Raw genomic sequence first — 13,988 nt, 5'->3', positions numbered from 1 at the left:
CCCCAAAGCCGGGAGGGTGTTGTTCGAGCGAGGATATCGGAACATTCTTTCTTTTTTGACTTCCCTTCCTCCTGCGTGATATACTCATATCGTATTTGTTAACCGATTTATAAATAAGGTTAACATAAGGAGGGAGAGTGTATGAATCGGCAAGCTGCGGTACCCGCGGGAACGCGCTATGCAGAGCTATTGGAGAAAAATCGGCGTTATCTGTGGAATCCGTTTACGCAAATGCAGGAGTATCTTCGGGAAGAGCCTCTGATCATCGAGCGGGGAGAGGGGGTTCGGCTGATCGATGTGAACGGCCGAGCTTATTATGACGGCAATGCGTCGGTGTGGCTCAATGTACACGGTCACAACCGAAAGGAACTGAATGACGCAATTCAGGAGCAGCTGGGCAAAATTGCCCACTCCACTTTGCTGGGGATGGCAAACGTTCCGGCGATCGAGTTGGCGGAGAGATTGGTTCATATCACCCCGGAAGGGTTGGAGAAAGTTTTTTATTCGGACAGTGGGGCAGAGTCGGTGGAGATTGGCCTGAAAATGGCTTTTTTATATTGGAAGCACCGGGGACGTCCGGAGAAAAACACCTTTCTCAGCATGAAAAATGCATACCACGGGGACACCGTGGGAGCGGTCAGCGTCGGCGGAATCGACGTCTTTCACTCGGCCTTCGATTCGCTGTTGTTTCCCACGGAAAAGGTGACATACCCGCATCCCTATCGTTTTCCGGGAACAGAGGCGGAGTGTGCCCAGCATTGTCTGGATGAGCTGGAGCGAAAGCTGCAGGAAAAAGGGGACCGAATCGCCGGCTTGATCGTGGAACCTCTGGTGCAGGGTGCTGGCGGCATCATTACGATGCCGGACGGGTTTTTGAAAGAAACGGAGCGCCTCTGTCGCCAATACGATGTGCTGCTCTTGACGGATGAGGTAGCTACCGGGTTTGGGAGGACGGGTACGATGTTCGCCTGTGACCGGGAAGGAGTGAAACCGGATATCCTGATGGCAGCAAAGGGTATTACCGGCGGTTATCTCCCGATTGCCGTTACGTTGACCAAGGATGAGATTTATGAGGCGTTCCTCGGGGACTATGCCGAAGTGAAAACGTTTTTCCACGGACACTCTTATACGGGAAACCAGCTGGGATGTGCCGTCGCTCTGGCCAATCTGGATCTGTTTGAACAGGAGCGGTTGCTGGATCACATCCAGGAGAGCGACAGTTTCCTCCATACGGCTTTCCGTCCGATCGAGGATCTTTCCCACGTGGGAGAAGTGCGCCGCCGGGGATTGATGGCCGGGGTGGAGCTGGTGAAAGACAAGGATGAGAAAACACCCTATTCCTACGAGGAGCTGATCGGTGTCCGGGTTTGCCGCCGCGCGAAAGAGCTGGGACTGATTACCCGCCCCTTGGGCAATGTGATTACCTTTTTGCCGCCGTTGTGTGCGACGCAGGAGGAATTGTCCGCGATGCTGACGATCTTGCACCGGGCGATCCGTGAGGTGACCGAGCGATGAAGGGAAGCGGCTTCTTTATTACCGCTACCGATACGGAAGTGGGCAAGACGGTGGTGACAGCCGCATTAGCAACGGCCATGAAAGCCAAAGGGATAGATGTCGGAGTGATCAAACCGGTTCAAAGCGGCCATACAGCCGGGGATCCTGACGGAGATGCGATGCGGTTGAAGCGCTGGGCCGCGTTGGAAGAAACGGCGGATACCATTGCGCCATATAGCTTTCAAGCCCCATTGGCTCCCTGGATCGCAGCCCGGATGGAACAGCGGACGATCCCCAAGCAGCAACTGTTGGAACGGGTTCGAAATCATATGACCCGACATGCCGTCACTTTGGTGGAAGGAGCGGGCGGGTGGATGGTTCCGCTGGGAGAGGACTGGACGATAGCCGATCTGGCCCGGGAGCTGGAACTACCGCTTATCATTATCGCCCGTCCGGATCTGGGTACAGTGAACCATACCGTGTTGACGGTGCGGGCGGCCCGTGCCGATGGATTGACGGTAGCGGGTGTTGTTTTCAACGGATGCCGATCGGAAAATCAAGCCCGGATCGAGGAAAACGCAGCGATGATCCGGCGGTTTGCCGATGTGAAGGTGATCGGTAACCTGCCCTGGATCGATGGGCCTCTCGATGGAACGGGCTTGCGGGATGCGGCGGAAAACAGGGTGGATTGGGATGTTTTGCTTCATTTCATACAAAGAGAGGGGAACGTCCATGTCTGATATGACCGTGAAAAATACAGCCGTGCATCGATGGGAAGCCTTGGCGGACAAGGCGTTGGCGGGAGAGCGCCTGACTGTGGAGGAAGGAGTGTCGGTGCTACAAGCGCCGGACGAGGAGCTTCTGCCTCTGCTGTACGCGGCTTACCGGGTACGTCATCACTATTTTGGCAACAAAGTAAAGCTGAACATGATCATCAATGCAAAAAGCGGCTTGTGTCCGGAGAACTGCGGTTACTGCTCTCAGTCGATCGTATCGGAAGCTCCCATCGACAAGTACCCTTTGATGAAAAAAGAGGTACTGGTGGCAGGAGCCCGTGAAGCGTTGGAGCGAAAAGCGGGCACCTACTGCATCGTTGCCAGCGGCAGGGGTCCGACCGACCGGGAAGTAGCGGAGATCGCAGCAGCAGTCAAGGAGATCAAGTCGGAGCTGAAGATGAAAGTGTGCGCCTGCCTCGGCCTGTTGACGGAAGAGCAAGCCCGTCGACTGAAAGAGGCGGGAGTGGATCGATACAATCACAACCTCAACACCAGCCGGGACCATCATGCCAATATCACGACGAGTCACACTTTTGAAGACCGGGTGCGCACGGTTCAGGCGGCGAAAGCCGCCGGGATCTCTCCTTGTTCGGGTTGTATCGTGGGCATGGGAGAAACCGATGAACAAATCGTGGACATTGCCTATGAATTGCGGGAGCTGGATGCAGACTCGATCCCCGTCAATTTTTTGCATGCAATCCCCGGCACTCCGCTGGAAGGAATGGATGAGTTGAATCCGCGCCGTTGCCTCAAGGTGCTGGCTTTGTTCCGCTTTATTTGTCCCAGCAAAGAGATTCGTGTCTCCGGCGGACGGGAAGTCAACCTGCGCTCTCTCCAGCCGCTGTCTCTGTACCCTGCCAACGCGTGGTTTGTAGGGGATTATCTGACGACGGAAGGACAGGTGGCCGCGGAGGATCATCACATGCTACAGGATTTAGGATTTGAAATTGAGGAATGTGCGCTGGTATGAGCGAAGTCTGGCAGGCTCATCTGGAAAAAGAACTGGCACAGTTGGAGCGGGAAGGAAACTTTCGCTCCCTCCACCCGGTGGAGGAAGCCCAGCAACCGGTATTGATTCGCGGGGGGCGCCGCCTGGTTAACCTGTCTTCCAACAATTATCTGGGGCTGGCCGGACATCCGGACGTGATTCAGGCAGCGCAAACCGCTGCCCGGCGGGGAGCGGGATCGACGGCATCCCGTTTAATTACGGGGGATGACGAAGCGGTGGAATCCCTGGAACGGCGGCTGGCAGATTGGAAAGGTACGGAAGCTGCCATGGTGTTCGGTAGCGGATACATGGCCAATGTCGGGATCTTATCGGCGTTGCTGGGGCGGGAAGATATGGTGTTCAGCGATTGGCTCAACCATGCCAGCATCATCGACGGCATCCGGCTGAGCCGGGCCGCTTGCCATCGTTACCGTCACCGGGATCTGGATCATTTGGAGGCCGGGTTGAAGCGGGCCGTACAACAGGGAAAACGGCGGCTCTTGATCGTGACGGACTCTGTGTTCAGTATGGATGGGGATACGGCGCCGTTGCAGGATCTCGTGTTTCTCAAGGAAAAGTACGGTGCTGCGCTCATGGTAGACGAAGCCCATGGAAGCGGCGTTTTCGGCCCTCGCGGGGAAGGATTGGCCGCTTCCTTGGGACTGTCGGATCGGATCGATCTCCAGATGGGGACCTTCAGCAAAGCCTTTGGTGTTTACGGCGCTTATGCCGCAGGCAGGGAAACATGGATCCGCTATCTTGTGAATAAATGTCGCAGTTTCATTTTTACCACGGCACTGCCTCCGGCTGTGATCGGGTCGATACACGCTGCTTTGGACCATGTCATTCGCGGAACGGAACTGCGGCAGTCCCTGAACGAAAAAGCGAAACGATTTCGCGAGGGATTGCAGCAGCAAGGATGGGATACATCCGGGTCGGAAACACAGATTGTGCCGATCGTGATCGGAGGAAGCCGGGAAGCATCGGCATTCAGCCGCTACTTAGAAGAACGGGGGATTTTGGGAGTGGCGATCCGTCCGCCCACGGTGCCGGAAGGAACCTCCCGTATCCGATTCTCGCTGATGGCGACTCATCGGGAGGAAGATTTGGAGCAGGTGATAAATCTGTTGAAAGAGGCGCGAATCTCGTGGGAGGTGGGCCGATTTGCATAATCAAGCAAGCCCGCCTTGGGATATGTTGTGGATTCCCGGTTGGAGCGTGCCTCCTTCCGTTTTTCGGAACGTGCAGCAAGGGTTTCCCGCCCGACATCATGAGGTGAGCTTTTTGCACGCTGCACGGGGAGAGGAAATCCTCTCCACTGTCGTGGAAGCGGTGGAAAATGTAAAAGAGCCTGTCCATTTGGTGGGATGGTCCATGGGCGGGATGGCCGCATTGGCCGCGGCAGCATGCTTGCCAGAACGGGTGGCCTCCCTGTGCCTGATCGGCGCGGTTCCCCGGTTTGTGCGAACGCCGGACTCTTTATGGGGATGGGATCTGCGCGTGTTGGAGAGGATGAAGCAGCAGCTCCGGAGGGATGCGGCCGGAGTGTTGACCGCTTTTGATAAACGCATGTTTTCCCGGCAGGAGCGAGGGGAAGAAACGTACCGCCAGTGGCGGGAGAACCGTGAGCTTTTGCCTGTGGAATCGTTAGAAGCGGGATTAAACTTTTTAGAGCACTTTTTGTTGCCTTCCCATCTCCGCAGATGTGCCCTCCCCATTCATCTGCTGCACGGAGAACAGGATGGTGTTTGCCCCGTTCAAGGCGGAAAAGCTTTGGCGGATCTCCTGCCCCGGGTCACCTGGACGGTGTGGGAGGGGACGGGGCATCTTCCTTTTTGGACCCAGCCGGTCCGTTTTCAGCAATGGTTGAAGGAGAGAATGGAGGTTGGCATTGGACAAACAGAAAGTAGCCCGACAATTTAACCGGAATGTACATACCTATGATAATGTTGCCGTTGTACAAAAACGGATGGCTCATCGAATCATGCAGACGTTGGAAGAAAAGCGGGTCAGACCTGCAGAGATTTTGGAGATCGGCTGTGGGACGGGTTATCTCACGATGTTGTTGGCAGAGGCATTTCCCCTTGCCAAACTTACCGTGGTGGACCTGGCTGAGAACATGGTGGATATGACCCGGGAGCGGATGGGGGAAAAGAGCGTCCGCTATCTGGTGGGAGATGCGGAAACGATCACTTGGGATGCCAATCGCTATGATCTCATCGTTTCCAATGCCACCCTCCAGTGGTTTTCCAATCCGAAGGGCACGCTCCGGCGGATGTATGAGGCTTTGTCTCCCGGCGGTTGGTGGGTGGCTTCCACTTTTGGTTCAGATACATTCAAGGAACTCCATGCGGCATTTCGAAAGGTGGAAACCGAGTATGGCTATCCGGCTGTACAACATGGATTGCCGTTACGCTCGCCGGCTTCATGGGAGCAGAGTCTTAAGGAAGGCGGATTTTCCCGGGTTCACACCCTTACCTGCTGGCACCGGCTTTCTTATCCGGATTGTCGGTCTTTTCTCTATGCCGTTCGCTATATGGGAGCCAGCTACAGTGACTCCGGACATCTCAGTATCGGTGAGCAGCGACGTCTTCTTTCCGAAGTGATCCGGCTGTATGATCGCAGTTACCGCGAAAAGAGGAACGTGTTCGCCACCTACCAATTGGTGCAGATGTACGGACAAAAGGAAATGTAGAGCGGGTAGACGCCTTTCCTTTCAAAGGATCTCCGGCATAGTGTGGGGGATAAGAGGTGGATGAGGGAGGAATCCCCATGTTCCTGCCGGGGTGGGCGTGGCTCAAGGCATTGTTTATCGCTTTTTTTACCTGGCTGTCGTTAAAGACGATCGGTCCGTCTTTCCAGTGGTGGTTTTGAGAAGACGCCTCCAGCTTGCTAAGGTTTATCTGATCATTCGTTATAGGGGGTTCGGTGTGGGCGTCTCCAGAAGCTTGCTTCTGGAATTCGGACAGCAAGCTGTCCGACTCCACAATTTGTAATAATGGGGACGGAGGGAATCGAATCCTCACGCCTTAACCCCGAATCTGCAGGAAAAGACCGAACCCGATTAACAAAGTCCATTGTGCTGGCGATCCGTGAGCTGGCAAAACAGCAGGACGTGACAGACGAAGCCAGGGACTTGGCTGCCTTTATTTCCCTGGCGTTACAGACCATTTACGATGTGTCCGTGCTGGCGTGGGAGAAGCGCGGCTACTGGGTCAAAGCGGACCGCTTCCTCATGGAGTGGATGTGGACCGGGCAGTACGCCGATAAGATCAAGGTGGCTATCTTCACCAATGACTGGGGCACTATCGCCATGTCAATGCCTATATCGCACAGAAGTTGAGCAAAGTCGAGGTTTCTGATAATCACAGGCTGGGTAACAATGAGACTCAATAAAGAAAATCTCCGAATAATATCGGAGATTTTCTTTATTACTTCTCAGCGTTTTCCAGTAGCTTTGAAAGGTGTAATTCAGTGTTGTTCAATAACTGAATCATCATCTCACGGATGTGCCTATTGAGATAATGGTTTTCCAGTGTGGAAAGCGGTAGGAAGCGTGCACCCGCCACCACATGGATGCAGTTGGAGGATCCGCACAGGCAGATAAAGGGTGCATCCATTTCCCATTCAGTGGAGGGATAGAAGAAGGAAAGTTCCTCACCTTTATCAATATCGCGGCGGGCGACCATGATTAATCTTTCGGTGTCCAGAATCACATTGGGATCGCAGGAATGGTTGAGGGCGGAAAGTTTGCCGACTTCCGTGTGTTTGTCCTGCGCAATTTGAACCGTGTAACGGTTGGCTTTGTCAAACAGTTTCTCTGTTGGGATCTCGCAGATGATTTCCCCTTTGGAGTAGGCTTGTTTCGTGATCAAACTTCTAAATTTATTTTCAGTCTTAATTACAATCGTATCCATGGCAACCATATTAAAGCTCCTTTCCTGGGTATTGGAATTATTTTATATTATTGGCTCACATCTGTTCACATACCTACTTCAATGCAAACATGCCACACATTGAAAATCATCATGAGACGTATGTCACTTTCAAATCCAGTATCTTGGAGGACCCCTTGTTTCAGGAATTAAAGGGGATTCCACTGCATTTGTATTTGTTTATCAATTTGTATTCACCGAAAAAAAAACGGGGCAACCTATTCCCTTCGCCGATATGGTTACAATGCTGCCTTACTCAGAGAAAGAGATAAAAGGTGGGTTCAATGAATTATTCGAACTCTCGTCGAGATATAGACTAAGCGCGTTTAATCGAGGGATCACTTTTCAAGATAATGTTCCTCCGAAGTATTTCATGATAGATCGGGAAGAGGCAGCAAAGAAGCTAAAAGCAGAACAGACCCGTCAAGTTTTGCAAGAAGAATTTGAGGTGATGGCGGAATTACCACAATCTTCAGGAGACCTTTATGGAAGCAATGCGACTGAGTGCGATCAAAAATCCTATGCTCAAACAGTACTTCTTTGCTACTTCATAAAAACCAATCGATCGGTTCCCGTCTCATTTCCTGAAAAACCCTGCCAGATAGGCAGGGTTTTTCGGCTGTTGCTTTTCCTGTTGGTGATCGCAACCATTTTCGCCCTGGTCGGCGTCATTAATGGGTACTAATTTCTCGAAGGTGCCCTGTTGAAAGAGTGAATACCACTGGTGTAGATCCCCCCTTTTTCTCAAAAAATACAATCTTTTTACAACTTTTTCCTCCTTACTTTTCCGGAACAAATGTTCTCTGCATGTCATCATACAATGACATTGAAACGGCCACCAGGCTCATGTGAGATCACTACAACATTCCAGAAAACAATTTAGTAAGCTTCGAGGGCACGGAAAAGTTGACGACTTCGAGCCTTATGATTGGGTTAACAATTAACGCTCGGCCCCCTCTTGTGCACTTTGTTACACAAGAGGGCTTTTATTTTTTCACGTCCGGAGGGCGTCCCGCCGTACCCCTTTACGTCCAAATGATTACGATCGGGATATGTGTTTATATCAGGCCGGATATTTATTTTATATAAATATAGAAAGGATAGAAAGGAGTGTCAATCGATTGGCTGTCAAGACAAGTCAAACCAGAAGAGCCGTTTTTGGACGGACCCCCCGGCGCATCATCAATGTGCGTCCCGGCCGTACTTTCAGTCTCGCATGCGTCTTCTTCGGAATTCGGGTGGCTAGAATCCGGCTGAGGCCCGGTGATTTCGTCACAGTGACCTGTCGGGGAAGACGCGTGGTTGTGTTCAACTCTTTCTTCGCTTTCAACCGGGGTACTATCAATCTCCGCAGGGGTGAATTCGTAACCTTCTTCGGAACCTTCTTCTAGCGTGTTAAGGAGCGTTACAATGCTTCTCCATAACGAAGCCCCCAACTCTCTCATTCCGGATGGGCCCCTAAGGGGCCTTTTTATTTTGTTATAAGATACGATTAAAAAAAGCCCACGAATCGTGGGCTTCATATTAACTGTTTATAATAGAAAATAGTTGCATGTAATTCGCCATTTGCAGATTTCGCATAGTTAGGAATCCGTCCAGCCCGAATATAACCCATTGAAGTATAAAGGTGATTAGAAGGGTCTCCTTCTCTTGTATCAAGAACGAGTAACGACCTACCCTCCTGCTTTACTCTTTCTTCAGCCTTTTGCATTAGTGAACGACCGACTTCTACAACCTGTATCAGAAGTTCCGAAAGCTCATCGATATGTTCTTCAATTGATTTTAATTGTTCGATTTTCACATCACTAACCAACACAATCACCTCAATTAAGTATGTACCTTCCTTCATTTAAACGTAAAGAACTGTTTTCTCACTAACAACTTCCAAGCAGCCAAAGGCTGTTATTTCTACGCAAAAAAAGGCCCTCTTAATGAGGGCGATAGGTCAAGTAAGAGGTAATGATATGGATTCTCCTCTAATTTACAAGGGTGAGCTCGCTTGTACAATCCAACAAAAGTGGCGATTTTCATCCATTCCCATGGACTATTTACAGTAAGCGAATGGGTGAGAAATATTGATAAAACGGATTATTGTCCTATTGTTTACCCTAGTGACAGCTTCGGTGCGCCCATGAGGTCTGGATGTCTCTACTGCCGAATGGCAGTCTCACTGGAGTAACGTGAGTAAAGCAGCGTCTTACCTTNCGCAAGGGATATGGTCACGGAGCGGCCATAGTACCCAAACACCTGCCCTAACAGGTATGACACGGGGAAGGGCCGCAGGGAACAGCTTCTACGAGGAAGGGGGTAACCCGGATGGGGTCAACCAGCCCCCAAACGACTGGAAGTGCTACAACGGTTAATAACCGATGTAGGTTCCTGGAGAGCCGTATGCGGTGAAAGCCGCACGTACGGTTCGGGAAGGTGGGGTTGACGCGTCCCAGACGCTTGGCCCCCTACTTCACCTGACTGCTCTCGTCTAGCAATCCAGACAGTTTTTCAGGGCTTTAGCGACATAAAATAGCAAAAACCCCCCTTCAAGAAGGGAGGAGAGATAGGTAATAGGATCTTCCCAGTGGAGGCAACCACGGCGACACGGCAAATAAGCGGAGCTACGGTTATTTTATTCTTAGATAAATCAAAGGTGCCATGTTTTTTCCTAAAACAAATGAATCTCAAAGGATCATTTGGAGCTGTCAGCGGCCCTCAGAATTACTCTCAGTGGTTTCTTCACCCGCTACCAGCGAACGTCCCATCAGGGGGAAGTAAATCCCATTTAATGGCGTCTACCTTACGGTAAACGGAAGCTATGCTCTCTTTGGGCCAACATGGCTTCATTAGAAAAAAACCTGCTTTGGCAGGTTTTTTTCACTGTAAGAAAGATCGGTTGCTATCATTCTTATACAAGTTTTTAGTGGGTATGCTTTTTTGTTGAGTGTTTTCCCTCTCTCTATTTATAACTTAAACAACCCGTGACGGGCTGGGATATGGGGTAAGCATACAAGGAGGGGTAAGTAAGGATACAGAACATCGTTTGGCTTGATCTGTTGTTATCGTACAAAACACTAGCCATTTAACCAATCAACCAATGGATCAAATTTCTTTTTCCTACTTTCATATGTACGGTGGTCAGAAGAAGGGGCGGTACACCTGTAATGTTTGCATTGCCACTACCTTCATAGGTCGAGGCAAACGGGAACTCATCACATTGTTCGTTCAGAAGCGGGTATGGAATGCAGTATTCACTCAGCTAGGTCACCAATTGTCACCATCGAAAATGTAAGGGCATATAACTGGAAAAAAGATGTTGGCATAAAGAAAGGTGGGGTCCTGGTGTCCTGCTCAGGTTTGTGGAGTACCGGATGTCACCAGTAACTTTTTGCACCCCAAGTAAAATATCCATCTTATCTACGGTGGGTTTTTTATTTTGACGAATATTTTACATAAAAACGTTGAATCTGCTTCCATATGACCTCAAAGCACTTCACCGGCTTTTTTTCTGCTCCATCTGCATAAAAGTCAAGCAGTGGTACAATGGAGACAAAGCGTTGCCTTAGAAACCACGAAAAAACCCCGGAGTGCCGTCCGGGGAGATGAGAGATTTTCATCCGTCCTGGTCTTTCTTTTTGAGATAGGGAGTGATGTACCTCTTGAAAAAGAACGCTACAAAGTAGGTAGTGATTCCAACTTTGATAGTAAATGATACAAGATCAGCAGCCAACGGAATAATCAGCTGATTCAATAGATCCGGTTGTTGGATCATGAAAACTTCCTCCTCCATGATTTTCTGTTCTTCAGGGATCAAGCCTCCTCCCTTCACAGCTTGACCCAGACCGCCGCACATTCGACGGGTCTCTCGCCATACACCTTCGGGAGTTCGACTTTAAATCCCTGTAACGACCATGTAAGGGTTTTATAAAAAAAGAGGCGGTCAATTCATACGATCAAATTATGGATTGGAGGGGTTCTGTGTCTTGGACAACGGAGAAATTGGGGTCCCCGACGAAAAACCGTCCCAAACCCTTGGTATAGCAGGGGAGAGGGCGGTTTTTGCATAAGGTTTTATAAGACTTTGGAGTCTGGAACGATAGTCTGAAACAGATATCCGTCCCTGTACTGAAGCATAAAAAGCCTCCCCCTTCTACAATGAGAAAATAGAAGAAAGGAGGAGGATAAAATGCGTTTATTTGAACAACATCTTGTGGTGTCGGATCTAAAAAGGTCAGCGGTATTTTATGAAGAAATCCTTGGGTTTCAATTGGGTCTAAATGCTGGGGAAATCCTTTTTTATTGGATAGATCCTTCACACCATTCGATGTTGGGGCTATGGCAAAAAGGGAAATCTAATAACCCTTTTGGCCCGGATACAAGCCAGGTCCTTCGCCAGCACCTCGCGTTTGAAGTTCCCAAAGAACGCTTTCATGAAACAGTTCAAATGCTGAAAAATTCTAATGTTCAAATCAATGATTTTTTTGGCGAGGAAACGGAAGAAGGCTCGGTTCATCCGTGGACTCCTATCGTATCCGTTTATTTTTCCGACCCCGATGGACACGTATTGGAAATATTATCAAAACTTCCTGATGAACCACGGCCTAACTGGAATCCAATGAGTTTTTCTGAATGGCGACAGCGATTAGAAAGTGAGTAAGCTGCCACAAAACCCATTCCCTGTTCGAAAAAATATCCTGCTTATGACAAAATGGAGTAAAAAAAGAACAACAGAAGCGGAGGAATCGGTGTGGAACTGACCTTTTTAGGAACGGGGGCGGGGGTGCCATCCAAGGAGCGCAATGTCTCTGCCGTCGCCCTTCGGTTTACGGATGCGGGTGGAGAAACTTGGCTGTTTGACTGTGGAGAGGCGACACAGCATCAGGTGTTGTCTTCGCCCGTCAAGTTGACGCGGGTGACCCGGATTTGGATTACCCATTTGCACGGAGATCATATTTTTGGCCTGCCCGGACTGTTGGGCAGCCGGTCCTTTCAAGGAGCGGAGACCCCGCTGATCCTCTACGGCCCCGCTGGGTTGAAGGAGTATGTGGAGGTGTCGCTGAAAACGAGCGGCACTTACTTGCGTTACCCGCTCACAGTGGAGGAAGTAACGGACGGGAGGGTGCTGGAGGAACACAATGGCGTACGGGTGCGAGTGCAAGCATTGGATCACACCCTGCCGTGTTATGGTTATCGGGTGGAGGAGCCGGACCGTCCCGGCCGGCTGCAGGTGGAAAGGTTGAAGCGGGAAGGCGTGGCCCCGGGTCCGCATTTTCGTGATCTGAAAGCAGGCAAGGAGGTGATCCTGCCCGATGGACGCCGATTGTACGGCTCCGATTACCTGGAACCGAACAAGCCTGGCCGACAGGTGGTCATTCTCGGGGATACGCGGGCGGTGCCGGAGATCACCGACTTTGCCCGCGGCGCTGACGTGCTGGTGCATGAAGCCACCTTTGGCGAGGGCGAGGAGGAGATGGCCACGAGGCACGGCCACTCCACCACGGTACAAGCGGCGGAAATGGCAAAGCGTGCCGGAGTAAAGCGGTTGATACTGACCCACATCAGTGCCCGGTATCGATTGGCTAACGAGAAGGAGCTCCTGGCTCAGGCCCGGCGCGTGTTCCCTCACACGGAACTGGCACGGGACCACGAGGTTGTTGTTGTCTCGTCCCCGTGAGTCTGTTCGCGGATAAGGCAACAAAGAAGGTTGCTGAAGCTGCTGACAAAAGTCCCTCGTCGAGAAAGAGAAAGCAACTCTTTCCAGGAGCGACTTTTGAATAAGTGGGACCGGGGCAAAAAGCGAACCATAGCGCGACCGAGGAGTATAGCGACTAAGGCGGACGTGTGCCCTGCGGGCGCTTATGCCCGTAGGTGCAGAAAGATTTTCCCTTTGTCTCGCGTCTCGGTCATCGCAATTAAAGAGCACACGTCTGCTTTTTGTCGGACACACCGTTTGACATCCGTGACGTCGGAGAGGGAGCGGCGGGTAGAAAGGCATCTCTGCCGGAGTGCGGGTCTGTCCGGTTATCGTATCATTATTCGAAATTCAAAACCTTTTCAATCTGTAGTACCATATTGAAAAGGAGGGAAACCCATGAGCCGAGCTTTATTGGTGATTGATGTGCAACAGGAGTTTTTTACCGGAAAATTGCCGGTATCTTATCCCCGGGGAAGTTTACACCGGATCACGGAAGCGATGGATGCCGCACGTAAGAACGGAGTGCCCGTCGTCGTGATCCAGCATACGTCGCTTTATCCCGATTCTCAGACTTTCCAACGATGGTCGAACGAATGGGAGCTTCATCCGGAGATTGCCCGTCGCCCCCATGACCTGCATATCGAAAAAAACCGACCGGGAAGTTTTACCGATACTTCCTTGGAGGGATGGTTGCGGGAAAAGGGAATCGATACGGTGGCGATCACCGGATATATGACGCAGATGTGTTGTGATACTACGGCTAAGCAGGCACTCCATCTCGGGTTTCAAGTGGAGTTTTTATCGGACGCGACCGGCACCTTGTCTCTCGGCAACGCCTTCGGCAGCATCCCGGCCAAGGAGCTGCACCGGAACATTCTGATCATCCAATCGGCTTTCCGCTCCCGAGTGATGACGACCGCCGAGTGGATCAAACAACTGGGGGCAGAAGCAACTGTGCAGACAAAATAGGAAAAGTTTAGAAGCGGCTTTTCTGTGACACCGGTTAAGGAGTACGGGCAGAGTCAACCACCTGCTTTTTTGTTCGGCTTTCGATGATGAAGAGGAGAACATTCCTGATGGGGGTGAAGTTCACATCCGGATCGAATAGG

General features: G+C 51.1%; 16 protein-coding genes. 11 read left to right on the top strand and 5 right to left on the bottom strand.

Going from position 1 to position 13,988, the window contains the following annotated elements; all coding sequences use genetic code 11:
- Positions 1-141 precede the first annotated feature (141 nt).
- The 7 genes from bioA (at position 142) to IEW70_RS00145 (ending at position 6,601) form a co-directional block, all read left to right on the top strand.
- Entirely contained in the window at positions 142-1,515 is a 1,374-nt protein-coding gene (gene bioA, locus IEW70_RS00175) for an adenosylmethionine--8-amino-7-oxononanoate transaminase (protein WP_188645924.1), read from the top strand.
- Positions 1,512-2,234: a dethiobiotin synthase gene (bioD, locus tag IEW70_RS00170; protein ID WP_188645923.1), complete on the top strand. Its 723-nt coding sequence runs from the start codon at positions 1,512-1,514 to the stop codon at positions 2,232-2,234. The genes bioA and bioD overlap by 4 nt, the downstream gene beginning before the upstream one ends.
- The gene (gene bioB, locus IEW70_RS00165; RefSeq protein WP_188645922.1) at positions 2,227-3,240 is read left to right on the top strand and encodes a biotin synthase BioB; all 1,014 of its coding nucleotides are present in this window, start codon (positions 2,227-2,229) and stop codon (positions 3,238-3,240) included. Before bioD ends, bioB begins: the two co-directional genes overlap by 8 nt.
- Positions 3,237-4,430 (top strand): 8-amino-7-oxononanoate synthase, encoded by a 1,194-nt coding sequence (bioF, locus tag IEW70_RS00160; protein WP_188645921.1) that lies wholly within the window; start codon positions 3,237-3,239, stop codon positions 4,428-4,430. The genes bioB and bioF overlap by 4 nt, the downstream gene beginning before the upstream one ends.
- Positions 4,423-5,181, top strand: a complete 759-nt coding sequence (locus IEW70_RS00155) for an alpha/beta fold hydrolase (RefSeq protein ID WP_188645920.1) — start codon at positions 4,423-4,425, stop codon at positions 5,179-5,181. The genes bioF and IEW70_RS00155 overlap by 8 nt, the downstream gene beginning before the upstream one ends.
- A complete protein-coding gene (gene bioC / locus IEW70_RS00150) occupies positions 5,144-5,953 on the top strand; it encodes a malonyl-ACP O-methyltransferase BioC (RefSeq protein WP_188645919.1) in 810 nt (269 codons plus the stop codon). The genes IEW70_RS00155 and bioC overlap by 38 nt, the downstream gene beginning before the upstream one ends.
- Positions 5,954-6,337: 384 nt before the next feature.
- Positions 6,338-6,601 (top strand): hypothetical protein, encoded by a 264-nt coding sequence (locus IEW70_RS00145; protein WP_188645918.1) that lies wholly within the window; start codon positions 6,338-6,340, stop codon positions 6,599-6,601.
- A gap of 88 nt (positions 6,602-6,689) precedes the next feature.
- Here IEW70_RS00145 and IEW70_RS00140 read toward each other — a convergent pair whose 3' ends face one another.
- The gene (locus tag IEW70_RS00140; protein WP_188645917.1) at positions 6,690-7,184 is read right to left on the bottom strand and encodes an SET domain-containing protein-lysine N-methyltransferase; all 495 of its coding nucleotides are present in this window, start codon (positions 7,182-7,184) and stop codon (positions 6,690-6,692) included.
- A gap of 382 nt (positions 7,185-7,566) precedes the next feature.
- Here IEW70_RS00140 and IEW70_RS00135 point away from each other — a divergent pair, with 382 nt between their 5' ends.
- Positions 7,567-7,878, top strand: coding sequence for a hypothetical protein (locus IEW70_RS00135; protein ID WP_188645916.1), 312 nt, complete (start codon positions 7,567-7,569; stop codon positions 7,876-7,878).
- A gap of 391 nt (positions 7,879-8,269) precedes the next feature.
- On the opposite strand, the gene IEW70_RS00130 is transcribed toward IEW70_RS00135, so the two are convergent.
- From IEW70_RS00130 to IEW70_RS00120, 4 genes are all read right to left on the bottom strand, one after another.
- Positions 8,270-8,638: a hypothetical protein gene (locus IEW70_RS00130; protein WP_188645915.1), complete on the bottom strand. Its 369-nt coding sequence runs from the start codon at positions 8,636-8,638 to the stop codon at positions 8,270-8,272.
- A gap of 74 nt (positions 8,639-8,712) precedes the next feature.
- Positions 8,713-9,042, bottom strand: coding sequence for a GNAT family N-acetyltransferase (locus tag IEW70_RS00125; protein WP_373285879.1), 330 nt, complete (start codon positions 9,040-9,042; stop codon positions 8,713-8,715).
- Positions 9,043-10,266: 1,224 nt separating this feature from the next.
- The gene (locus IEW70_RS18660) at positions 10,267-10,413 is read right to left on the bottom strand and encodes a NucA/NucB deoxyribonuclease domain-containing protein (RefSeq protein ID WP_444543234.1); all 147 of its coding nucleotides are present in this window, start codon (positions 10,411-10,413) and stop codon (positions 10,267-10,269) included.
- A 384-nt stretch (positions 10,414-10,797) separates the two neighbouring features.
- Positions 10,798-10,956, bottom strand: a complete 159-nt coding sequence (locus tag IEW70_RS00120; protein WP_188645913.1) for a hypothetical protein — start codon at positions 10,954-10,956, stop codon at positions 10,798-10,800.
- A gap of 414 nt (positions 10,957-11,370) precedes the next feature.
- On the opposite strand from IEW70_RS00120, the gene IEW70_RS00115 reads away from it, so the two are divergent.
- From IEW70_RS00115 to IEW70_RS00105, 3 genes are all read left to right on the top strand, one after another.
- Positions 11,371-11,841: a VOC family protein gene (locus tag IEW70_RS00115; protein ID WP_188645912.1), complete on the top strand. Its 471-nt coding sequence runs from the start codon at positions 11,371-11,373 to the stop codon at positions 11,839-11,841.
- A 90-nt stretch (positions 11,842-11,931) separates the two neighbouring features.
- Positions 11,932-12,858: a ribonuclease Z gene (gene rnz / locus IEW70_RS00110; RefSeq protein WP_188645911.1), complete on the top strand. Its 927-nt coding sequence runs from the start codon at positions 11,932-11,934 to the stop codon at positions 12,856-12,858.
- A 417-nt stretch (positions 12,859-13,275) separates the two neighbouring features.
- Positions 13,276-13,848 carry a cysteine hydrolase family protein gene (locus IEW70_RS00105; RefSeq protein ID WP_188645910.1) on the top strand — a complete coding sequence of 191 codons (573 nt, stop codon included), beginning with the start codon at positions 13,276-13,278 and terminating at the stop codon, positions 13,846-13,848.
- Positions 13,849-13,988: the final 140 nt, after the last annotated feature.

Source organism: Marinithermofilum abyssi (assembly GCF_014641195.1).
Classification (GTDB): Bacteria; Bacillota; Bacilli; order Thermoactinomycetales; family DSM-45169; genus Marinithermofilum; species Marinithermofilum abyssi.
The sequence above is the reverse complement of the archived record's forward strand: the minus strand, read 5'-3'. Positions and strand labels throughout refer to the sequence as shown.

Excerpts from the sequence above, each read along its gene's own strand:
- bioA (WP_188645924.1), top strand. The coding sequence starts at position 142 with ATGAATCGGCAAGCTGCGGTACCCGCGGGAACGCGCTATGCAGAGCTA.
- bioD (WP_188645923.1), top strand. The coding sequence starts at position 1,512 with ATGAAGGGAAGCGGCTTCTTTATTACCGCTACCGATACGGAAGTGGGC.
- bioB (WP_188645922.1), top strand. The coding sequence starts at position 2,227 with ATGTCTGATATGACCGTGAAAAATACAGCCGTGCATCGATGGGAAGCC.
- bioF (WP_188645921.1), top strand. The coding sequence starts at position 3,237 with ATGAGCGAAGTCTGGCAGGCTCATCTGGAAAAAGAACTGGCACAGTTG.
- IEW70_RS00140 (WP_188645917.1), bottom strand. The coding sequence starts at position 7,184 with ATGGTTGCCATGGATACGATTGTAATTAAGACTGAAAATAAATTTAGA.
- IEW70_RS00135 (WP_188645916.1), top strand. The coding sequence starts at position 7,567 with ATGATAGATCGGGAAGAGGCAGCAAAGAAGCTAAAAGCAGAACAGACC.
- IEW70_RS00130 (WP_188645915.1), bottom strand. The coding sequence starts at position 8,638 with ATGAGAGAGTTGGGGGCTTCGTTATGGAGAAGCATTGTAACGCTCCTT.
- IEW70_RS00125 (WP_373285879.1), bottom strand. The coding sequence starts at position 9,042 with ATGAAGGAAGGTACATACTTAATTGAGGTGATTGTGTTGGTTAGTGAT.
- IEW70_RS00120 (WP_188645913.1), bottom strand. The coding sequence starts at position 10,956 with ATGATCCAACAACCGGATCTATTGAATCAGCTGATTATTCCGTTGGCT.
- IEW70_RS00115 (WP_188645912.1), top strand. The coding sequence starts at position 11,371 with ATGCGTTTATTTGAACAACATCTTGTGGTGTCGGATCTAAAAAGGTCA.
- IEW70_RS00105 (WP_188645910.1), top strand. The coding sequence starts at position 13,276 with ATGAGCCGAGCTTTATTGGTGATTGATGTGCAACAGGAGTTTTTTACC.